The 20,157-nt window shown below is 67.6% G+C and carries 19 protein-coding genes and 1 tRNA gene; 16 read left to right on the top strand and 4 right to left on the bottom strand.

What is annotated here, in order from left to right:
* The 9 genes from ACFYTS_RS01100 to ACFYTS_RS01060 all read left to right on the top strand — a co-directional run bounded on the left by ACFYTS_RS01100 (nucleotide 1) and on the right by ACFYTS_RS01060 (nucleotide 9,756).
* On the top strand, nucleotides 1-1,242 hold the full coding sequence (locus ACFYTS_RS01100; protein ID WP_387300485.1) for an MCE family protein: 1,242 nt from the start codon (nucleotides 1-3) through the stop codon (nucleotides 1,240-1,242).
* The gene (locus tag ACFYTS_RS01095) at nucleotides 1,239-2,264 is read left to right on the top strand and encodes an MCE family protein (RefSeq protein ID WP_387300483.1); all 1,026 of its coding nucleotides are present in this window, start codon (nucleotides 1,239-1,241) and stop codon (nucleotides 2,262-2,264) included. Before ACFYTS_RS01100 ends, ACFYTS_RS01095 begins: the two co-directional genes overlap by 4 nt.
* Before the next feature lie 2 nt (nucleotides 2,265-2,266).
* A complete protein-coding gene (locus ACFYTS_RS01090; protein WP_357282730.1) occupies nucleotides 2,267-3,319 on the top strand; it encodes an MCE family protein in 1,053 nt (350 codons plus the stop codon).
* Complete coding sequence (locus ACFYTS_RS01085; protein WP_357282728.1) at nucleotides 3,316-4,575, top strand: MCE family protein; 1,260 nt, start codon at nucleotides 3,316-3,318, stop codon at nucleotides 4,573-4,575. The genes ACFYTS_RS01090 and ACFYTS_RS01085 overlap by 4 nt, the downstream gene beginning before the upstream one ends.
* Entirely contained in the window at nucleotides 4,575-5,801 is a 1,227-nt protein-coding gene (locus ACFYTS_RS01080) for an MCE family protein (protein WP_357282727.1), read from the top strand. The genes ACFYTS_RS01085 and ACFYTS_RS01080 overlap by 1 nt, the downstream gene beginning before the upstream one ends.
* Complete coding sequence (locus ACFYTS_RS01075) at nucleotides 5,798-7,243, top strand: MlaD family protein (protein WP_357282726.1); 1,446 nt, start codon at nucleotides 5,798-5,800, stop codon at nucleotides 7,241-7,243. Before ACFYTS_RS01080 ends, ACFYTS_RS01075 begins: the two co-directional genes overlap by 4 nt.
* Complete coding sequence (locus tag ACFYTS_RS01070; RefSeq protein ID WP_357282724.1) at nucleotides 7,240-8,094, top strand: hypothetical protein; 855 nt, start codon at nucleotides 7,240-7,242, stop codon at nucleotides 8,092-8,094. Before ACFYTS_RS01075 ends, ACFYTS_RS01070 begins: the two co-directional genes overlap by 4 nt.
* Entirely contained in the window at nucleotides 8,091-8,573 is a 483-nt protein-coding gene (locus ACFYTS_RS01065) for a h domain protein (RefSeq protein WP_357282723.1), read from the top strand. The genes ACFYTS_RS01070 and ACFYTS_RS01065 overlap by 4 nt, the downstream gene beginning before the upstream one ends.
* Nucleotides 8,574-8,817: 244 nt before the next feature.
* Complete coding sequence (locus tag ACFYTS_RS01060) at nucleotides 8,818-9,756, top strand: oxidoreductase (protein WP_357282721.1); 939 nt, start codon at nucleotides 8,818-8,820, stop codon at nucleotides 9,754-9,756.
* Between the two features lie 49 nt (nucleotides 9,757-9,805).
* Here the strand turns inward: ACFYTS_RS01060 and ACFYTS_RS01055 are convergent, their stop codons facing one another.
* Together ACFYTS_RS01055 and ACFYTS_RS01050 are read right to left on the bottom strand one after the other, a co-directional pair.
* Nucleotides 9,806-11,287 (bottom strand): trehalose-6-phosphate synthase, encoded by a 1,482-nt coding sequence (locus ACFYTS_RS01055; protein ID WP_357282720.1) that lies wholly within the window; start codon nucleotides 11,285-11,287, stop codon nucleotides 9,806-9,808.
* 3 nt (nucleotides 11,288-11,290) lie between these two features.
* Nucleotides 11,291-11,458 (bottom strand): hypothetical protein, encoded by a 168-nt coding sequence (locus tag ACFYTS_RS01050; RefSeq protein ID WP_167659823.1) that lies wholly within the window; start codon nucleotides 11,456-11,458, stop codon nucleotides 11,291-11,293.
* A 189-nt stretch (nucleotides 11,459-11,647) separates the two neighbouring features.
* Here ACFYTS_RS01050 and ACFYTS_RS01045 point away from each other — a divergent pair, with 189 nt between their 5' ends.
* The 5 genes from ACFYTS_RS01045 (at nucleotide 11,648) to ACFYTS_RS01025 (ending at nucleotide 15,420) form a co-directional block, all read left to right on the top strand.
* Nucleotides 11,648-12,481 (top strand): alpha/beta hydrolase, encoded by an 834-nt coding sequence (locus ACFYTS_RS01045; RefSeq protein WP_357282719.1) that lies wholly within the window; start codon nucleotides 11,648-11,650, stop codon nucleotides 12,479-12,481.
* Between the two features lie 138 nt (nucleotides 12,482-12,619).
* Nucleotides 12,620-12,862: an MbtH family protein gene (locus ACFYTS_RS01040; protein ID WP_019931522.1), complete on the top strand. Its 243-nt coding sequence runs from the start codon at nucleotides 12,620-12,622 to the stop codon at nucleotides 12,860-12,862.
* 165 nt (nucleotides 12,863-13,027) lie between these two features.
* A tRNA-Thr gene (locus tag ACFYTS_RS01035) sits at nucleotides 13,028-13,099 on the top strand.
* A gap of 123 nt (nucleotides 13,100-13,222) precedes the next feature.
* Nucleotides 13,223-13,960, top strand: coding sequence for a response regulator transcription factor (locus tag ACFYTS_RS01030; protein WP_357282717.1), 738 nt, complete (start codon nucleotides 13,223-13,225; stop codon nucleotides 13,958-13,960).
* Nucleotides 13,957-15,420, top strand: a complete 1,464-nt coding sequence (locus ACFYTS_RS01025) for a sensor histidine kinase (protein WP_387300477.1) — start codon at nucleotides 13,957-13,959, stop codon at nucleotides 15,418-15,420. Before ACFYTS_RS01030 ends, ACFYTS_RS01025 begins: the two co-directional genes overlap by 4 nt.
* A gap of 126 nt (nucleotides 15,421-15,546) precedes the next feature.
* On the opposite strand, the gene ACFYTS_RS01020 is transcribed toward ACFYTS_RS01025, so the two are convergent.
* The gene (locus ACFYTS_RS01020) at nucleotides 15,547-15,972 is read right to left on the bottom strand and encodes an HIT family protein (protein ID WP_357282714.1); all 426 of its coding nucleotides are present in this window, start codon (nucleotides 15,970-15,972) and stop codon (nucleotides 15,547-15,549) included.
* 210 nt (nucleotides 15,973-16,182) lie between these two features.
* Here ACFYTS_RS01020 and purD point away from each other — a divergent pair, with 210 nt between their 5' ends.
* Nucleotides 16,183-17,466, top strand: coding sequence for a phosphoribosylamine--glycine ligase (purD, locus tag ACFYTS_RS01015; RefSeq protein ID WP_357089695.1), 1,284 nt, complete (start codon nucleotides 16,183-16,185; stop codon nucleotides 17,464-17,466).
* A gap of 123 nt (nucleotides 17,467-17,589) precedes the next feature.
* Here the strand turns inward: purD and ACFYTS_RS01010 are convergent, their stop codons facing one another.
* A complete protein-coding gene (locus tag ACFYTS_RS01010; RefSeq protein WP_387300474.1) occupies nucleotides 17,590-18,750 on the bottom strand; it encodes a M23 family metallopeptidase in 1,161 nt (386 codons plus the stop codon).
* A gap of 194 nt (nucleotides 18,751-18,944) precedes the next feature.
* On the opposite strand from ACFYTS_RS01010, the gene ACFYTS_RS01005 reads away from it, so the two are divergent.
* Nucleotides 18,945-20,102 carry a pyridoxal phosphate-dependent aminotransferase gene (locus ACFYTS_RS01005; RefSeq protein WP_387300472.1) on the top strand — a complete coding sequence of 386 codons (1,158 nt, stop codon included), beginning with the start codon at nucleotides 18,945-18,947 and terminating at the stop codon, nucleotides 20,100-20,102.
* Nucleotides 20,103-20,157 lie beyond the last annotated feature (55 nt).

Raw genomic sequence — 20,157 nt, 5'->3', positions numbered from 1 at the left:
ATGGTTCAACAACAAGGCGGGACGGCGAGCCCGATCGGCTCGCCGTTCGTCCAGAAGCCGGCGCCGAAGCGCTACCTCGACCAGGGGTGGGTGATCCGGCTGGCCGGCGCCGGCCTGGTGCTCGGCCTGGTCGCCGTAGTCGTGTTCTGCCTGGTGAGTTTCGCCGGCGGTTTCACGAATACCGCTATGGTGACTGTCAATTCGCCGCGCGCGGGTCTGGTCATGGATCGCGACGCCAAGGTGAAGATCCGCGGTGTCGAGATCGGCCGGGTCAAGTCGATCAACGAGACGCCCGAGGGCGCGCGCATCGAACTCTCCATGGATCCGGACAAGCTGAAGCTGGTGCCGGCCAACGCCACCGTGGACATCAACTCCACCACCGTGTTCGGCGCGAAGTACATCAACTTCATCGAGCCGCAGAACCCGTCGGGGCAGCTGCACGCGGGAGCCGTGGTGCAGGCCGATGGCGTGACCGTCGAATTCAATACGCTGTTCCAGCATTTGAGCGACGTGCTCAACAAGGTGCAGCCGGAGAAGCTGAACGCCACGCTGACCGCGCTGGGCACCGCCCTGCAGGGTCGCGGCGAGAAGCTGGGCCTGCTGCTGTCGGACAGCGACGAGTTCCTCAAGCAGATCAACCCCTCGCTGCCCACGTTGCAGGAGGACCTGCGCAAGACCGCCTCGGTCACCGGCACCTACTCCGACACCGTCGGGGACCTGCTGCGCGTCACCGACAACATGCAGGTCACCGGTAAGACGATTACCGATGAGCAGGCTCGCGTGGACGATCTGCTGACCAACCTCATCGGGTTGGCCGACACCTCGAACTCGGTGCTGAAGCCCAACGAGAACGATCTGATCAAGTCGCTGAACCTGTTGCGGCCCACCACGGATCTGCTGTTCGAGTACCGGTCGGCGCTGTACTGCACCATCATGACCTTCGGTCTGAACGTGCCGCTGATGGACGAGCTGATCGGTGGCCGGTACCCGGCCTTCTCCATGAACGCCGGCATCATGCCCAGCGGTACGCCGTACCAGTATCCCGAGGACCTGCCGAAGGTGAACGCCACCGGCGGCCCGCACTGCGAGAACACCTTCGACCTGACGGGCGGTCAGAAGGCCAACTTCCTGATGACCGATACCTCGGAGGGCCACATCTGGGCCCCGGCCACGCAGCCGCATCCGTCCAAGACCGTCTTCGAGATCCTGTTCGACCAGCTCCCGGGGGTCGGTAAGAAGTGAAATTCAAACCACACGCCACCACCGTCAAACTCAGCGTTTTCGGCATCGCCATGCTGCTGATCCTGGCGCTGCTGGTGGTCGTCTTCAGCCAGATGCGGTTCGCCCGGGAGACCGGCTATCGCGCGGTGTTCACCTCGTCCTCGGGCATGCTGCCCGGGTCGAAGGTGCGGATCGCGGGCGTCCCGGTCGGTTCGGTGAGCCGGGTCTACGTCGGCAAGGACCACCAGGCGCACGTCGAGTTCGACGTGGATCGCAAGTACAAGCTCTACGCCAGCACCAAAGCGGCCATCCGGTACGAGAACCTGGTCGGCGACCGCTACCTCGAACTGATGGACGGCCCGGGCACGGCGACCGCGCTGCGCTCCGGCGGCACCATCGATCTCGACCACACCCAGCCCGCGCTGGATCTGGACATGCTGCTGGGCGGGTTCAAACCGCTGCTGCGCGGCCTGAATCCGACCCAGGTCAACAGCCTGACCGAGGCGCTGCTGCAGATCTTCCAGGGACAGGGCGGCACGCTGGTCTCGCTGCTGAACAGCGGCGGCGACTTCGGCAAGACCCTCTCCTCCCGCGATGCCCTGATCGGCAGCGTGATCGAGAACCTGAAGACGGTGCTGGCCACCATCGACGACCGCGACAAGGCCTTCGGCACCACCCTGGACGAATTGCAGCGTCTGGTCAGTGGATTGGCCGCGGACAAGGACCCGATCGGCGCGGCCCTGCCCCGGATCGCCGGAGCCACCGGTGATCTCACCGACCTGCTCAGGACGGCCCGGCCGGACCTGAAGAACACGGTGGAGCAGTTGGGCCGCGCGGCAACGGTTCTCGACGACGGCCGCGACGAGTTCCAGACGGTGCTCTCGGCGCTGCCGAGTACCTACAAGAAGCTGACCCGCATCGGTGCCTACGGATCGTTCCTGAACATCTACGCGTGCAGCACCGACATCATGTTCACTGGGCCCGACGGCAAGGACGTGCGTCTCGCCCTGCCTGGCAGCCAGTTCGACGGGAGGTGTGGATAGTCATGGGACAACGCGTCATCAATATCGGCGTCGTCGGCATCGTCGTGGTCGTGAGCATCTGCCTCACCGCCCTGCAATTCGATCGGCTGCCGTTCGTCCGCTCGGGCGCGCAGTTCAGCGCGTACTTCGCCGACGCGGGCGGACTGCTGCCGGGTGATCAGGTCCAGGTGGCCGGCGTGAAGTCCGGCCGGGTGGACAAAGTGGCGCTGGACGGCCCGAAGGTGAAGGTCACCTTCACCATGGACGAGTCGATCGTGCTGGGCACGAAGACCACCGCCGCGATCAAGACCAACACGGTGCTGGGCCGCAAGTCGCTCGAGGTGGCTCCGGAAGGGGACGGCGCGCTGAAGCGTGATCAGCCGATTCCCTTGGAGCGCACCACGTCTCCGTACTCGCTCAACGACGCGCTGCAGGATCTGTCCGGCACCGTGAAGGACCTCGACATGGACCGGGTCAACCAGACCCTGGACGCGCTGTCGAGCACCTTCAAGGACACGCCGGCTCCGCTGCGCTCGGCACTGGACGGCATCACCCAGCTGTCCAAGAGCATCAACACCCGCGACAAGGCGCTGACCGACCTGCTGGGCAAGGCCCAGGGCGTCACCAAGGTGCTGTCCGATCGGGCCGCGAAGATCAATTCGTTGCTCGTGGACGGCAACAACCTGCTCGGTGAACTGGATGCCCGCCGGGGCGCGATCAGCCAGCTGATCACCTACATCAACGGCCTGGCCAAACAGCTCAGCGGCTTCGTCAACGACAATCAGGTGGCGCTGAAACCGGCTCTGGACAAGTTGAATTCGGTGCTGGGACTGCTGCAGAAGAACAAGCAGAACATCTCCGACGCGCTCGACGCGCTCGGCCCCTACGCCGGTGCGCTCGGTGAGCAGGTCGGCAGCGGTCCGTACTTCCAGGCGTACATCGTCAACTGGAACAGCCCGATGCTGCAGGCTCTTTCCGACGCGCTGGTCTGGCCGCAGAACCTGCCCGAAGCGCTGAAGAACATGCAGAGCGGCGGCCTCCAGCCTCGCCCGCTGATCACGGAGCTGCCGAAATGACGACTTTGCTCGACAAAATCCGCGGTCTGCCGCGCTGGACCCGCGTGGCGGCGATCGTGGCATTGGCCGCGATCGTGGCCGGGGGTGCGTACACCGGGATCTCCCGGATCGGCAAGCCGCAGATCACCGCCTACTTCCCGTCCACCGTCGGCCTGTACAAGGGCGACGAGGTGCGGATCCTCGGTGTCCGCGTGGGCACCGTCGACTCCGTGGATCCCGGCAAGGACAAGGCCACGGTCAAGATGACCATCGACCGCGGCGTCGACATCCCCGCCGACGCCAAGGCCGTGCTGGTCTCCCCGTCCGTGGTGTCGGCCCGGTTCATCCAGCTGGCCCCGGCCTACACCGGCGGCGCGAAGATGCACGACGGCTCGGTCATTCCGCTCGAGCGGACCGCCGTCCCGGTCGAGTGGGACGACATCAAGACCGAATTGAACAAGCTGGCAACGTCTCTCGGCCCGGTCGGCGAGGACAAGCAGGGCTCGTTCGGGCGCTTCGTCAATACCGCCGCCGACAACCTCGACGGCAACGGCCAGGCCTTCCGCGACACCCTCAAGGAGCTGTCGGCCACGCTGACCACGCTGTCGGACGGTCGCACCGACCTGTTCGGCACCATCAAGAACCTGCAGCAGTTCGTGGACGTGCTCTCCAAGAGCAACGACCAGATCGTGCAGTTCGGCGGTCGGCTGGCGTCGGTGTCACAGGTGCTGGCGGGCGTATCCGGTGATCTCGGAGCGGGTTTGGACAATCTGGACTCCGCGGTCTCCGATGTGAAGAAGTTCCTCGACTCGCACGGCGGGGCGCTGAGCACGGACCTGGCGCAGCTCGCCGACGTCACCAACACGCTGGTACAGAGCAAGCCTCAGATCGAACAGGTGCTGCACACCGCGCCGACCGCTCTCGTGAACTTCTATCAGCTGTACAACCCCGCGCAGGGCACGGTCGCCGGCTATCCGGTGTTCGCCGGCTTCAACTCACCTTTGAGCTTCATCTGTGGCTCCATCGACAACCTCTCCACCGGCAACGGCCATGAGAGCGCCCAGATGTGTGCGCAGTACCTGGCCCCGGTGATCCAGAACCTGGCGATGAACTACCCACCGCTGCTCATGAACGACGGTACGGGCGCCACGGCGTTGCCGCGCCAGCTGGTGCCCAGTACGCCCGACGTCGCCGCGCGCTACGCCGGACAGGGCGAACGGGCGCCGGTCGGGATCCCGAACGGGCTTTCGGGCCTCGCCATTCCGGGAGGGAACTGATGAATACTCGTCGCCGCGGGGTGGCGGGCCTGGCGATCGGTGTCGCGGTCGCTCTGAGCGCCACCGGATGTGATTGGGACGGCCTCAACACCGTCTCCATGCCGGGTTCCGCCGGAACCGGTTCCGATGCTTGGCACATCAAGGTGCAGATGCCGAATGTCACCACTCTGACCCGCAATTCGCCGGTCCTGGTGAACGACGTGACGGTCGGTACCGTCACCGGTATCGAGGTGCAGGACTGGCACGCGCTGGTCAGCATCGGGCTCGACAAGGACGTGAAGCTGCCCGCGAACGCCATCGCGAAGATCGGGCAGACCTCGCTGCTGGGCAGTAATCACGTCGAATTGGCAGCGCCGGCCGATATTCCCGCCACCGGGCAGTTGCACGACGGTGACACCATCACGCTGGAGCGGGCGGGACAGTACCCGACCACCGAGCAGACGCTGTCCTCGTTGTCGGTGGTGCTCAACGGCGGCGGTATCAGCCAGCTGGAGAACATCACCCACGAGCTGAACACCGCGTTCACCGGCCGCACCGACGCGATCCGCGACCTGCTGCCGCAGTTGAACCAGATGGTCGGGACGCTCAACGCCCAGACCACCGACATCATCAACGCGATGAGCGGGCTCGACCGTTTGTCGGGAACGCTTGTGCAGGAGAAGGATCGGGTCGCGAGCGCGATCGACAACATCCATCCCGCGCTGACCGTGCTCGCGAACAAGCGGGAGCAGATCACCAATGCGCTGACCGCGGCGGGTGACCTCAGCGAGGTGGTCAAACGGATCATCGACAATGCCGGTGACGATCTGAAGGCCGAGATCGCCGATCTGGGACCGACTCTGGAAAAGATCGCCGACACCAGCGACAACTTCACCAGGTCGCTGAACATGATGCTGACCTTCCCGTTCCCCTTCAAGTACATCGACCGGTACATCCGCGGTGACTACATGAACGTGAAGATCACCTTCGACCTGACCGCGGCCCGGCTGGATTCCAACTTCCTGACCGGAACCCCGCTGGGTGGACGGTTCGGCGGTGTGGAGGGTGCGCTCGGCCAAGGAGCCGGTGTGGCGGGCGATCAGGGCGATCCCGCCAAGACTCCGCTGCAGCAGCAACCGTCCTCGACCCAGCCGTCGCCGACCGTGCCCGGCCTGCCGGGCCTGAACATTCCGGGCCTGCCCGCCATTCCCGGAATCACCGTGCCGCAAGGGGATCCGGGCAAATGAAACTGAGTCGCTTCGTCAAGATTCAGCTCGCCATCTTCACCGTGCTGACCGTCATCGGCATCACGGTGATGGGTGGGGAGTACGTGAAGCTGCCCGCCATGTTCGGCATCGGCCGGTACGACGTGACGGTGAAGCTGGCCGCTACCGGCGGTTTGTACGAGCATGCCAATGTCGCCTACCGCGGAACCAATGTGGGCAAGGTGGATTCGGTGGTGCTGACCCCGCAGGGTGTCGACGCCAAGCTGTCCATCGAGTCCGACTTCAAGATCCCGTCCGATGTGGACGCCTGGGTCAAGTCGGTCTCGGCCATCGGTGAGCAGTACGTGGATCTGGTGCCCAAGGACAACCCGCAGGGCGGCAATCTGCGCGACGGTTCGGTCATCCCGGTCGACCGCACCAAGCTGCCGATGGATATCGGCGGCATTCTGGACCGCACCGACCGGCTGCTCTCCAGCGTCGCGGACACCCGCCTGCAGCAGGTGATCGAGCAGGCGTTCCTCGCCTTCAACGGCGCGGGCCCGGATCTGGAACGGCTGCTCGACTCCGCGTCGCTGCTGGTCCAGGAGGCCAAGAACAACACCGATGCCACCAAGGATCTGATCGACAAGATCGGCCCGCTGCTGGACACCCAGATCGAGTCCGACTCCGCCATCCGCGGGTGGACCAAGGACCTGGCCACCGTCACCGATCAACTCCGCGAGCACGATCCGGCGCTGCGCAATGTGATCGACCACGGCCCGGGCGCGCTCAACAAGGCCACCGAGCTGTTCGAGGACTTGAAGCCGACCGTGCCGCTGCTGGCGCAGAACCTGGTCAGCCTCGGCCAGGTCGGCGTCACCTACCACGCCAGCGTGGAGCAGTTGCTGGTCATTTTCCCGCCGCTGATCGGTGCGCTGATGACGCTCGCCAAGGGCAGCCCGACCGAGTACGGCGGCAAGGTCGACTTCAAGATCGGCCTCAATGACCCGAAGGGCTGCACCACGGGCTTCCTGGCGCCTGAGGACCGGCGCTCGCCGGCCGACTACACGGGTCCGGTCCCGGAGACCCCGAAGGGGCTGTACTGCAAGATTCCGCAGAACTCCCCGGACGTGGTCCGCGGTGTCCGCAACAACCCCTGTATGGACGTGCCCGGGAAGCGAGCGGCCACGGTCGAACAGTGCCACGCCCCCGAGGGCTACCAGCCGCTCGGCGACAACCCGGCCTTCGGTAAGCCGAACCCGGTGGACAACAACGGCAAGCCCACGTTCACTCCGAGTTCGCTGGAGACCGGCGGGCAACCGGGAGCCGCGCCTGCGAGTGTGACGACGAGAACGTACGATCCGAAGAGTGGCACGTATCTCGGGCCGGACGGTGTACTCACCCGCCAGGCCGATATCGGGCCCGATGGTTCCGGCATCGTGCCGGCTAACTGGCAAACAATGCTTCAGGAGCAACAACGATGAGTGATCCCACGGTGGTGAACAGCAAGACCCGGCGGAAGGCCGTGCGGTCAGAAGGACCGCCGGTCCACGACGGGGATGCACCCATAGCGGAGGTCACCACCGTGAAGGCCGCGGGTGTCGAGGCTGCTGCCGCGACCCCCGAGGCCGAAGCCCCCGAGGTCGCCGAGACCAGCGTCACGATCGCGAAGACGGTCGTGACGCCGGAAGCCGGCGCCGACGCGGGGGAGGCCGTCGACGCTCCGGACGCGGCGGAATCGGCTGAGCCGGAGGACGAGTCGCTCGAGGTGGTCGAGGGCGCTCCGGCGGTCGCGGCCGACACCGAGGACTCCGAGGCAACCACCGAGGACGAGGAGTCGAAGGACGGCCGCAAGTGGCCGGTCCTGCTGCTCGGCGCCGCGGCGGCGCTGTGCCTGGTCGCGCTGGCGACCAGCCTGATCTTCTGGATTCCGGCGCACAACGCCGCGGACAAGAACGAGCAGCTGCGCGCGGACTACACCCAGACCGCCAAGCAGGCCGTCCTGAACATCACCACCATCAAGGTGGATACCGTCAAGGACGACATCAACCGGGTGCTCTCGGTGGCGTCGGGCCAGCTCAAGGACGAATACTCCTCCCGCAGCGACGCTTACGCCGACGTCATCAAGCAGGCGAACGTGAAGGCCAGCGGCCAGGTCGTGGAGACCGCCGTCGAGTCCTACGACGACCGCTCCGCCCAGATCCTCGTCGCCGCCAAGCAGAACCTCACCAACGCCGGCTCGGACCAGCCGCAGCAGCGCGTCTACCGATTCCGTGTGACGATCACCCACGACGGTGACCAGTTCACCGCCTCGAAGCTGGAGTTCGTCTCGTGAGCAAGAACCGCATCCGGATCTCGGCCATCGCGGCCGTCATGGTGGCCATGCTGGCGGCAGCCGGCTGGTTCGGCTACGACGCCTGGCACATGAAGCAGCTCGACCACGCCCGCACCGATTCGGTGGACGCCGCCCGCAAGACGGTCGAGTCGATGTTCAGCTACAACTTCAATTCCGTCGACAAGGAGCTGCCCAAGGTCGCCGACGACCTCTCCGGCGGCTTCAAGGACGACTACCTCAAGCTCGTCAACGAATCCATCGCCCCCGGCGCCAAGGAAAAGCAGCTCACCGTCATCGCCTCCACCCAGGCGGCCGGCGTCATCGACGCCGACACCAAACACGCCAAGGTGCTGCTGTTCCTCAACCAGATGACCACCAGCAAGGACAACCCCCAGGCCACCGCGAGCGGCAGCCGGGTGCGGGTCGACCTGGAGAAGAGCGGCAACCGCTGGCTGGTCTCCGAGGTCACCCCGATCTGACGAACACCGTGTAAGGCCGTGGCGCGCGGGATAACCCAGCGCGCCACGGCTTTTTCTGTGCGCGGATTTACGACAGCGGGCGACTCTCGTCCGTGCGCGCGTCCTGCCGTCCAGTCGGGTCGACAACACGCCAATCGCCGAAGCCGGTGGAAAGGGGGGATGCCGGAGCGGGAGACGGTGCGGTGGGCGGTATTTCGAGACGGTCGATGGGCTAAGTGGAAGCGGACCGTTCAGGATGTAACGCATGGGTACCAAGAACACGCGCTGGACCGCCGCTGACATTCCGGATCTCCATGGGCGCACCGCGATCGTCACCGGAGCCAGTGCCGGCCTGGGGCTCGAGACCGCGCTCCGGCTGGCCGAGCATGGGGCTCGGGTGGTCATGGCGTGCCGCAACGCTGAGAAGGCCGGGGCCGCCGCGGATCTCATCCGTGCGCGGGTGCCGGACGCCGAATTGTTGTTCGTGGAACTGGATCTGACTTCGCTGGAGTCGGTGGGGAAGGCCGCGGTGCGGCTGCACGACGAGGTCGAGCGGGTTGATCTGCTGGTCAACAACGCGGGGATGTTGAGCCGGGCACGGAGTCTCACCGAGGACGGGTTCGAGACGACGTTCGCGACGAATCATCTCGGGCCGTTCGCGTTCACCGGACAGGTGCTGGATTTGCTGCGGGCCGCGCCGGCCGGGCGGGTGGTGGCCGTGACCACGGGGTTCGCCTCCAAGAAGGATGCCCCGATCGATCTCGATGATCTGTTCTTCGAACGGCGCACCTACAAGGGATTCCAGGCTTACGCGCAGTCCAAGCTGGCCAATGTGCTGACCGCGTTCGAGTTGCAGCGGCGGCTCAACGGCACCGACGCCGCAGTGATGTCGATCGCCGCGCATCCGGGGGCGGCCGAATCGGATTTCGCCCAGAACCTCGGGCCCGCCGTCACCTTCCTGTCGCGACCGTCGCTGCGCTGGGTGTTCCGGTTCGCCATGCAGACCGTCGAAATGGGTGCGCTCCCAACGCTGCGGGCGGCCACCGACCCCGCCGTCAACCCCGGAGATCTCTTCGGGCCGACCGGCTTCACCAAGGGCTACCCGGTCCTGAACGAACCCAGTGCACAGGCGCTCGATCCGGAACTGGCGGCGCGGGTATGGGAAGCGTCGGAGCGGCTCACCGGAGTCACCTACGCGCTGTAGAAACGGCGAACGCCCCCTGGAATATCCAGGGGGCGTCCGGTTTCCGTGGTCAGCGGCTCAGGCCCGGGTCCACATCGTCGTCGGTGAGCAGGGCGCTGCCCGCGACGCGGTCGGTGGCCAGGGCGTCGAGGAAGGCTCGGGCCCACCGGTCGACGTCGTGGGTCAGGACCTGGCGGCGCATGGAGCGCATGCGTCGGCGGCGGGTGTCGCGGTCGTCGTCGATCGCGCCGATCAGCGCGTCCTTGACGCTGTCCAGGTCGTGCGGGTTGCACAGGTAGGCCTGCCGCAATTCGGCTGCCGCGCCGGTGAACTCGCTCAGCACGAGTGCGCCGTTGAGGCTGCCCTGGCAGGCCACGTACTCCTTGGCGACCAGATTCATGCCGTCGCGCAGCGGGGTCACCACCATGACGTCGGCGGCCACGAAGAACGCGATCAGCTCCTCGCGCGGGATGGGACGGTGCAGGTAGTGCACCACCGGATAACCCACCCGGGCGAACTCGCCGTTGATGCGGCCCACCTGGCGTTCGATATCGCCGCGCATCTGCTTGTAGGACTCGACGCGTTCGCGGGACGGCGTGGCCAGCTGCACCATCACCGTGTCCGCGGGGTCGATGCGGCCGTCGTGCAGCAGCTCCTCGAGCGCGGCGAGCCGGATGTCGATGCCCTTGGTGTAGTCGAGGCGGTCGACGCCCAGCAGGATCGTCTTCGGATTGCCCAGTTCCGCACGGATTTTCGCGGCCCGCTCCCGCACATCGCGGCGGCGCGAATACTCGTCCAGTTCCGCGGAGGTGATGGAGATCGGGAACGCGCCCACCCGTACGGTGCGGAAACCCACCTGCACCACACCGAGTTTCGAGCGCACGCCCACATTGCCGCGTGACGTCGGCTGCCCGGCCAGCCTCCTGGCCAGATACAGGAAGTTCTGCGCGCCGCCCGGGAGATGGAAGCCGATCAGGTCGGCGCCGAGCAGGCCCTCGACGATCTCGGTGCGCCACGGCATCTGCATGAACAGTTCCACCGGCGGGAACGGAATGTGCAGGAAGAAGCCGATGGTCAGGTCGGGGCGGAGCATGCGCAGCATCTTCGGCACCAGCTGCAGCTGGTAGTCCTGGACCCACACGGTCGCGCCCTCGGCGGCCACCTTCGCGGTGTACTCGGCGAAGCGCCGATTCACCTGCACGTACGCCTGCCACCACTGGCGGTCGTAGACCGGCCGCACGATCACGTCGTGATACAGCGGCCACAGCGTCGCGTTGGAGAAGCCCTCGTAGTAATCGGCGACCTCGTCGCCCGACAACGGGACGGGATGCAGTTCCAGACCGTCCTCGACGATCGGATCGAGCTCCACGTCCGGGACGCCGGCCCAGCCGACCCAGGCGCCTTTGTTATTGCGCAGTACCGGTTCCAGTGCCGTGACCAGGCCGCCGGGGCTGCGCTTCCAGCGAGTGGTTCCGTCGGGCAGGCGCTCCAGGTCCACCGGGAGCCGGTTGGCGACGACGACGAAACCGGAGCCGGAGCTATCCGGGTGCACGGGTCATTCGCCTCGCGTCGGAGCGATGCCCAGCATCGACAGCAGCATGCGGCATTCGTCGGCGTCGGTGGCGTACGCCGCCACCACCCGCTGCGCCTGGCGAGCGGTTTCGTCGGCGAGCGGCTCCAGATCGTCGTCCGCGATGTCGTTTGCGCCGGTCTTCGCGGCCATCTCATGTCCTCTCGGAGAAGTCTGCTCGGTGCGAGGAGTCCATCGTATCCGCCAGGTAAGTCGGGCCTCGCCGCTGCGTGCATTGCGAGCCCTAACCGCAATGCGAGCGGGGAAGAAACATTCCGTCGGCTCGGACCTATACGGTGGACGCAAAGAGAGTGGCAACACCAGATGTGAGGGGTCGCAAGCATGCCGTTGGCGACGGTGAACGGAATCTCGCTGAACTACCAGGTCAAGGGAGACCGGTCCAAGGGCACCGACGTCAAGGGGTCGGCGCCGCTGGTCGTCATGATCATGGGCACCGGCAGCGGAGGCCGGGTCTGGGAACTGCACCAGGTTCCCGCGCTGGTCGCGGCCGGTTACCGGGTCTGCACCTTCGACAACCGCGGCATCGCGCCCTCCTTCGAATCGCCCGCCGGGATCACCATCGAGGACCTGGTCCGCGACACCGTCGCCCTGATCGAATTCCTCGGCGAGGGGCCGGTCTTCCTGGTCGGCCAGTCGATGGGCTCGCGGGTCGCGCAGGAAGTCGCGCTCGCCCGTCCCGACCTGGTCCGCAAGGCCGTGTTCATGGCCGGACACGCCCGGCTCGACCAGTTCCAGAAAACCCTCGGAATCGGCGAGCACGACCTCGACGACGCCGGTGTGCGGCTGCCCGCCAAGTACGAGGCCGCCATGACCGCCCTGATGAACCTCTCCCCGGCCTCGCTGGCCGACCAGCACGCCGCCCGCGACTGGCTCGACCTGTTCGAATTCACCGGCGGCCCGGTCACCCCGGGCGTGCGGGCCCAGCGCCGCATGGACCACGATTTCGACCGCACCGCGGCCTATCGCGGCATCACCGTGCCCTGCCTCGCGCTGGGCTTCGCCGACGATCGGATGATCCCGCCCTACCTCGCGCGAGAGGTCGCCGATATCATTCCGGGTGCCCGCTACCAGGAGGTTCCCGACGCCGGGCACTTCGGCTACCTGGAACAACCGGAGGTCGTCAATAAGATCCTTGTCGAATTCTTCGTGGCCTGAACGAAGTGCAGGTAACCGCCCAGCGGTAACGCCTGCCTTGCTAGGGTCGAATCAACGTCGGGGGCTCGTTCCAACACTGCGGTGGCTGGACGATCCGTCTACGTACCCGTACACAGCGCCAGTATCCAGTGAGGTGAAATGAGCACCAATCCCTTCGATGACGAAGACGGCCGGTTCTTCGTCCTGGTCAACGATGAGGAACAGCACTCCCTCTGGCCGGCCTTCGCCGAGGTTCCGGCGGGTTGGCGAGTCGTGTTCGGCGAGGACTCCCGCGCCGCATGCGTCGAGTACGTCGAGAAGAACTGGACTGACATGCGGCCCAAGAGCCTGCGTGACGCCATGGCGGCGGACGACGCGGCTCGTCAGGCGGCCCAGTCCTGACACTCAGCGGTTAGTCCGATACTGCGCGAACGACTTCCGAACGCGGCCGTCGATGCCACGAGCGTCGACAGGCCGTGTCCCGGTGTTCGCAGTCAGCATCGTTCCGACCGGGAAGCCGGCTTTTCCGCGCAGCCGGCCACCCCGGTTATGATGGCTCCGCTTTCCGCCTCCTTAGCTCAGTGGTAGAGCACCGCTCTTGTAAAGCGAAGGTCGTCAGTTCAATCCTGACAGGGGGCTCGTGCACGAACGCCGGTCGAGACATCGACCGGCGTTCGTCGTATCCGGGGGTCCCGGCGCGTTCGCAGGAAACTCCCAGGGAAGGACCAGCGTTCTCGCGGGCGCGGCGCAGAATATGAGGCCATGACAGGTGTGCCGGCGCAAGGACGCGAACCCGAGGCCAGAGTGCTCGTCGTCGACGACGAGCCGATGATCGTCGAGTTGCTGTCCGTGAGCCTGCGGTATCAGGGCTTCGAGGTCGCCAGCGCCGCCAGCGGGACCGAGGGGCTGGACCGGGCCAAGACCTTCCGGCCCGACGCCATGATCATCGACGTGATGATGCCCGGCATGGACGGATTCGGGCTGCTGCGGCGGCTGCGGGCCGACGGGATCGACGCGCCCGTGCTGTTCCTGACCGCCCGCGACGACGTGGACGACAAGATCACCGGGCTGACGCTCGGAGCCGACGACTACGTCACCAAACCGTTCAGCCTCGAGGAAGTGGTGGCCCGGCTGCGGGTGATCCTGCGCCGCGCCGGACGGTCCGCGCCGGAGACCAAGTCGTCGCGGCTGCGGTTCGCCGACATCGAGCTCGACGACGACACGCACGAGGTGTGGAAGGCGGGCGAACCAGTCGCCCTGTCGCCCACCGAGTTCACGCTGCTGCGGTACTTCCTGGTCAACGCGGGCACCGTGCTGAGCAAACCGCGGATCCTGGACCACGTGTGGCGCTACGACTTCGGCGGCGAGGTCGGCGTGGTCGAGACCTACGTGTCGTACCTGCGCAAGAAGGTCGACACCGGGCCCGATCGGCTCATCCACACGCTGCGCGGGGTCGGATACGTGATGCGGGAGCCGCGCGGTCGCACGGCGGCACAGTGAACGCGGCCGAGGCGGCTCGCGGATTGCGCGGCAAGATCACCGACCGGCTCGCCGCGGTGCCGCTGCGCACCACCCTGGTGCTGGCGCTGGTGTCGCTGGTCGGGTTCGGGCTGCTGGTCTCGGGGATCGCGGTCACCTCGCTCATGCGGAACGTGCTGGTCGAGCGCATCGACCGGCAGCTGTCCGACGCCGCCCACAGCTGGGCCGCGCCCGGCGCGCAACGACCCGAACCGCTGCCCACCGTGCGCGGGCGGGAACGACCCCCGCACCTGTACTGGGTGCAGGTGCGTGACGCGGCCGGGCAGTCGACCCTGACCCTGACCGCCGGGGTGCAGGAACCGGACGTGCCCGCCGATCTGGGCAGCAAGCCGCGCACGGTCGGCTCCATCGGGGCCTCGGGTGAGGAATGGCGGGTGCTGCGGACCGTCAACGACCAGGGCACCAGCACCATCGCGCTGCGCATGGACGAGACGAACTCGCTGCTGGACAAGCTGATCGTGCTGCAACTGGTGATCGGCGCGCTGGTGCTGGCGGCGCTGGCCGCGGTGGCGCGCATGGTGATCCGGCGCAGTCTGCGGCCATTGCGGGAAGTCGAGGGCACGGCCGCCGCCATCGCGGGCGGTGACCTGCATCGGCGAGTTCCGGTGCGCGGCACCGATACCGAGGTCGATCACCTCTCGCAGTCGCTGAACACCATGCTGACCCAGATCCAGCAGGCCTTCGCCGCCACCGAGGCGTCGGAGGAGGCGGCCCGGCGTTCCGAGGCCAAGATGCGGCAGTTCGTCGCCGACGCCAGCCACGAACTGCGCACCCCGCTCACCACCATCAAAGGCTTCTCCGAGCTGTACCGGCAGGGCGCGATCACCGAGCCCGACCTGCTCATGGACCGCATCGAACGCGAATCCAACCGGATGGGGTTGCTGGTCGAGGACCTGCTCATGCTGGCCCGGCTGGACGCGCAGCGGCCCGTCGAACGACGGTCGGTGGATCTGCTCATGCTCGCCAGCGATGCCGTGCACGGGGCGCGCGCCCTGGCGGCGGCGCAACATCCGGAAGGGCCGGAACGCAAGATCGACCTCGAAATCCGGCCCGGCCCCGGCACTTTGGAGATCCTCGGCGACGAGACGCGGCTGCGGCAGGTGCTCGCCAATCTGATCAACAACGCGCTGGTGCACACGCCGCCGGACGCCGAGGTGGCCGTGCGGCTCACACCCGCCACCAGCGAGGTGCTGATCGAGGTGGCCGACACTGGGCCGGGATTGGCCGCCGAACAGGCCGAGCGGGTGTTCGAGCGGTTCTATCGCACCGATGTGTCGCGCAGCCGGGTCAGCGGCGGGACGGGGCTGGGACTGTCGATCGTGCAGGCGCTGGTCGCGGCACACGGGGGAGCGGTATCGGTGACGAGCGTGCCGGGGGAGGGCGCGACGTTCACCGTGCGGCTGCCGCGCGCGGAGTCGTGAACCGGGCTGCGAGTTGTCAGCCCTGCGGAGCAGCCGAAGGGTGGATGCGGGCGGTGAGCCGCAGGAGGTGACTTCACGCGGCGTGGCCACCGGCGGGTGCGCGCTGTGGGCGCGCACCCGGTCGGGTCACTCCGGGACGTTCGCGCCGTAGCCGAGGTCGCGCAGGGCCTGCTTGATCCTGGTCTGGGCCTCGTCCAGGGATTCGACGCTGGGCTGCGGGTCGGCGCCGGAGATGTCGAAGTTGCCCATCGAGAAGGCCGGGAACACGTGCACGTGCAGGTGCGGCACCTCGAGTCCGGCGATGAGCAGGCCCGCGCGCGGGGCGTCCCACGCGGTGCGCACGGCCTGGCCGATCTTCTGGGCGACACCGGTCAATCGGGCCATGGTGCCCGGATCGACGTCCTGCCACTGGTCGATCTCCTTGCGCGGCACCACCAGGGTGTGCCCCTGCGTCACCGGGGCGATCGTGAGGAAGCCGACGAATTCGTCGTCCTCCCAGACGAATCGGCCGGGCAGCTGACCGTCGATGATTGCGGAGAAAACAGAAGCCATGAGCTGAGTCTATTGGCCCTCCCGCTCCGCTCCGGGGTCGGTTCGGGGCGCTGGAGGTCTCGTTCTTCCCTCCCTCCGCTCCTCCGCATCGCTTCCCCGCTCCACTCGGTCCGGAACGAGACGCGCCCCGAACACTGGGCGGAGCATCCCGCACCGACGCATGGCAGACCGCTCCCCGGTGCGTGAGTCCAGCCCTTTAAGCTGTCTGCCGTGCGCGTACTCGTCATCGGTTCCGGAGCCCGTGAACATGCCCTCGTCCTGGCACTGCGCAAGGACCCGGCGGTGACCGCGGTCTATGCGGCGCCCGGCAATGCCGGCATCGCCCAGCATGCCGAGGTGCGGGCCGTCGACGCCTCCTCCGGCGACGAGGTGGTGGCGCTGGCTCAGGAGCTGGCCGCCGACCTCGTGGTGGTCGGGCCCGAGGTGCCGCTGGTGCTCGGCGTGGCCGACGCGGTGCGCGCGGCCGGGATCCCGGTATTCGGCCCGTCGGCCGCCGCCGCGCGGATCGAAGGCTCGAAGGCGTTCGCCAAGGACGTGATGAACGCGGCCGGAGTGCGGACCGCGCACAGCGAGATCGTGGATCACCCGGGCGAATTGGATGCGGCGCTGGACCGTTTCGGCCCGACCTGGGTGGTCAAGGACGACGGGCTGGCCGCGGGCAAGGGCGTCGTGGTGACCCCGGACCGGTCGGTCGCCCGCGAGCACGGGGCCGAACTGCTCGAGCAGGGCCACCCGGTGCTGCTGGAGTCGTTCCTCGACGGCCCCGAGGTGTCGCTGTTCTGCCTGGTCGACGGCGAGACCGTGGTGCCGCTGCTGCCCGCCCAGGACCACAAGCGGGTCGGCGACGGCGACACCGGCCCCAACACCGGCGGCATGGGCGCCTACACGCCGCTGCCGTGGCTGCCCGAAGCGACTCTGCAGGCCATCGTCGACGACGTGGTCAAGCCCGTCGCCGCCGAGATGGTGAAGCGTGGAGTGCCGTTCAGCGGCCTGCTCTACGCCGGCCTCGCCATCGGCCAGAACGGTCCGGCCGTGGTCGAATTCAACTGCCGCTTCGGCGATCCCGAGACCCAGGCCGTGCTCGCCATGCTGGACAGCCCGCTCGGTGAACTCCTGCACGCCACCGCCACCGGCACCCTCGACCAGGTCGCCGCACCGCGCTGGAAGGACGGCGCGGCCGTCACCGTGGTGCTGGCCGCCGAGAACTACCCCGCCCGCCCGCGCAGCGGCGACGTCATCACCGGCGCCGAATCCACCGGCACCGGAGTCGAATCCGAGGTGCTGCACGCCGGCACCGCGCAGCGTGAGGACGGTGCGCTGGTCTCCGCCGGCGGCCGCGTGCTCGCCATCGTCGGCCAGGGCGCCGACCTGGTCGAGGCCCGCAAGAACGCCTACGAGCGCCTCGCCGGCATCAAGCTGCCGGGCGGCCACTTCCGCACCGACATCGCGCTGGCCGCCACCGAGGGCCGCATCACGGTGCCGACCGCGAACTGAATCCCGCTCGCCGCGGCCGACTCCGACACCGCGACCGACGAGAGATCGCCCGCCCGAACCTGGTTCGGGCGGGCGATCCGGTATTCGGCTGGAGCCCGGCCATATTCCGCGCTCCAGGCCGGATCAGCCGAGGACGATGCCGCGTTGGGCGAGCCAGGCCTGGGGGTCGACGTGCTGGCCGTTGATGACGATCTCGAAATGCAGGTGGGGGCCGGTGGAGTCGCCGCGGTTGCCGATGCGGGCGATCTGCATACCCGCCGGGATGCGTTCACCCACGGAGACCGAGAAGTCGTACATGTGGCCGTAGACCGAGATGGCGCCGTCGTCGTGGCGGATGCGCACCCAGAGACCGAAGCCCTGGGCCGGGCCCGCGTCGATGACCGTGCCCGCGGCGACCGCGTAGATCGGTGAACCCAGCGGGGCGGCGATGTCGATGCCCGCGTGGAAAGTGCCCCAGCGCGCGCCGAATCCGGAGGTGAACAGGCCCTTCGCGGGCAACGCGAAACCGCCGACGCCCGGGAGCACGAATCCTGGCGGCAACGTCGCGTCGGGAGACGGGGTCAGCCACGGCTGCGGCTGCCCGGCCACGGCGGCTGCCGCCTCGGCCTTGGCGCGTTCCAGCGTTGCCGCCGCGGCCGCCGAGACCACGGCCTGCTCGCGCAGGTGTTCACCATTGTTGATGGCGTCCAGGTACCGTTTCGACGATTCCCGCGTGGCCTGGATCTGCAGCGGATACTGCACCGGAACACGCACCGCCACACCGGGACTCACCGCGGCGTCGGTGGGGATCAACCCGAGCGCCCCATCCGCGCTCGCGAACACGAGTACCGCCGTCATCCCCCCGATCAGCACCCGATGCTGAATACTCCACGCCCGCAGCACAGGCCACTGCCGCCGCGCCTCCGCACGCCCCCGCCGCGCCAACGCGACGGCTTCGGCCCAGGAGCGCGGTCGCCGCGACCACAATTCGACGGCTCGCGCCCGCACGATCGGCGCGTACGCCCGCAGGGAGGCGATCACCCGCCCGACGAGCTGGACCGCCCGCAGCCCGGCTCGCTTCGAAGCCGCTCGGACGCGTGACGGTCTTTCGACGTTCGGCAGCGACCGCAGCCCGGGTGTGTAGGTCTCGGTGGTCCGGCGCTGACGACGCAGATCGGTGTCCACGCTCTGCGGCTCGCCTATTGCGGTGCCGGGTCGAAGGTCGGAGGTGGCCTCGGTGTCCGGCCGCGGCGCATCCGGGGTGGCTTCGGTGGCCGAGCCTCCGCGTCGGAGCTTCCGGAGCATCGCGGTCCCGCCTCGTCGCGGTCGACGGCCGTTGTGCGGTGTGGAGGCGTCCGGGGCGGGGGAGGCGGGTGGCTGTGGGTCGGCGGCCCGGGTGTTCCCGGTGGTTGCTGGTCCCCCCTGCACAGCGGCCTCCTCAGGCATTCGCACGACCGTTCCCGGACAGTCGGGGGAGCGGGTGCTCTACCGTCTGTCGGGTGCGTATCGAATCTCGCCGGTCGACCATTCCACCTTTTTACGTGATGGACGTCTGGAAAGCAGCAGCTGAACGGGCTCGGACCCACGGCGACGTGCTGGTGCTGGCCGCGGGGCAGCCTTCCACGCCCGCTCCGCAGGCGGTTTTGCGGGCCACCAAACAGGCCATGGATTCCGAATTGCTGGGTTATACCGAGACATTCGGGGTTCTGGCGTTGCGGGAGGCCATCGCCGAGCACCATCGGAGCACCTACGGGGTGCGGGTGGAGGCGGACGATGTCGTGGTCACGACCGGGTCGTCCGGCGCGTTCACGCTGCTGTTCCTGGCCGCGTTCGACGTCGGGGACACCGTGGTGGTGGCGCGGCCCGGGTATCCGGCCTATCGGAACACGCTGACCGCGCTGGGCTGTGACGTGGTGGAGCTGGACTGCGGTCCGGAGACGCGGTTCCAGCCGACCGTGGCCATGCTGGAGGCGCTGCCCGAACCGCCCGCGGGGTTGATCGTGGCCAGCCCGGCCAATCCGACCGGCACCATGATCGCGCCGGAGGAACTGGCGGCGCTGGCCCGCTGGTGCGACGAGCACGGGACGCTGCTCATCTCGGACGAGATCTATCACGGCATCGTCTACGACGACACCGAACCGACCTCGTCCGCGTGGGAGACCTCGCGTGAGTCCGTCGTGATCGGCTCGGTGTCGAAGTACTTCTCCATGACGGGTTGGCGGCTGGGCTGGATGCTGGTGCCGCAGTCGCTGCGTCCGGCGCTGCAACGGCTTGCCTCGAATATGACCGTGTGCCCTCCAGCTATTTCTCAGTTTGCGGCGGTGCACGCGTTCGGTCCGGAAGCCAAAGCCGAACTGGACGGTCATGTGAAACGCTATGCGGCAAATCGCCAGCTGCTGCTGTCGGGCCTGCCGAAGCTTGGAATCACCGACCTCGCCCCCGCCGACGGTGCGTTCTATGTCTACGCGGATATCGCACACCTGACCGATGATTCGATGCGCTGGTGCACCGAGGTACTCGACGCGACCGGCGTGGCACTCGCCCCCGGCATCGACTTCGACACCCGCCACGGCCATCACACCGTTCGCTTCTCGTTCGCCGGAGCCGCCGCCGACATCGAAGAGGCACTGGACCGGTTGGGACGGTATTTGGCCTGATCTGCCAAGAGGATTGAGCGCGGTGGGCAAAATGAACACAGCGCCGCTGATGACT

The sequence above is a fragment of the Nocardia sp. NPDC004151 genome (genome assembly GCF_042874235.1).
Classification (GTDB): domain Bacteria; phylum Actinomycetota; class Actinomycetes; order Mycobacteriales; family Mycobacteriaceae; genus Nocardia.
Note: the sequence above shows the minus strand (reverse complement) of the source record. Positions and strands in the feature narration are given on the sequence as shown.

What these genes read in the sequence shown, in the direction of transcription:
- ACFYTS_RS01100 (WP_387300485.1), top strand. Translation starts at nt 1, where the DNA reads ATGGTTCAACAACAAGGCGGGACGGCGAGCCCGATCGGCTCGCCGTTC.
- ACFYTS_RS01090 (WP_357282730.1), top strand. Translation starts at nt 2,267, where the DNA reads ATGGGACAACGCGTCATCAATATCGGCGTCGTCGGCATCGTCGTGGTC.
- ACFYTS_RS01085 (WP_357282728.1), top strand. Translation starts at nt 3,316, where the DNA reads ATGACGACTTTGCTCGACAAAATCCGCGGTCTGCCGCGCTGGACCCGC.
- ACFYTS_RS01080 (WP_357282727.1), top strand. Translation starts at nt 4,575, where the DNA reads ATGAATACTCGTCGCCGCGGGGTGGCGGGCCTGGCGATCGGTGTCGCG.
- ACFYTS_RS01075 (WP_357282726.1), top strand. Translation starts at nt 5,798, where the DNA reads ATGAAACTGAGTCGCTTCGTCAAGATTCAGCTCGCCATCTTCACCGTG.
- ACFYTS_RS01070 (WP_357282724.1), top strand. Translation starts at nt 7,240, where the DNA reads ATGAGTGATCCCACGGTGGTGAACAGCAAGACCCGGCGGAAGGCCGTG.
- ACFYTS_RS01060 (WP_357282721.1), top strand. Translation starts at nt 8,818, where the DNA reads ATGGGTACCAAGAACACGCGCTGGACCGCCGCTGACATTCCGGATCTC.
- ACFYTS_RS01050 (WP_167659823.1), bottom strand. Translation starts at nt 11,458, where the DNA reads ATGGCCGCGAAGACCGGCGCAAACGACATCGCGGACGACGATCTGGAG.
- ACFYTS_RS01045 (WP_357282719.1), top strand. Translation starts at nt 11,648, where the DNA reads ATGCCGTTGGCGACGGTGAACGGAATCTCGCTGAACTACCAGGTCAAG.
- ACFYTS_RS01040 (WP_019931522.1), top strand. Translation starts at nt 12,620, where the DNA reads ATGAGCACCAATCCCTTCGATGACGAAGACGGCCGGTTCTTCGTCCTG.
- ACFYTS_RS01030 (WP_357282717.1), top strand. Translation starts at nt 13,223, where the DNA reads ATGACAGGTGTGCCGGCGCAAGGACGCGAACCCGAGGCCAGAGTGCTC.
- ACFYTS_RS01020 (WP_357282714.1), bottom strand. Translation starts at nt 15,972, where the DNA reads ATGGCTTCTGTTTTCTCCGCAATCATCGACGGTCAGCTGCCCGGCCGA.
- ACFYTS_RS01010 (WP_387300474.1), bottom strand. Translation starts at nt 18,750, where the DNA reads ATGCTCCGGAAGCTCCGACGCGGAGGCTCGGCCACCGAAGCCACCCCG.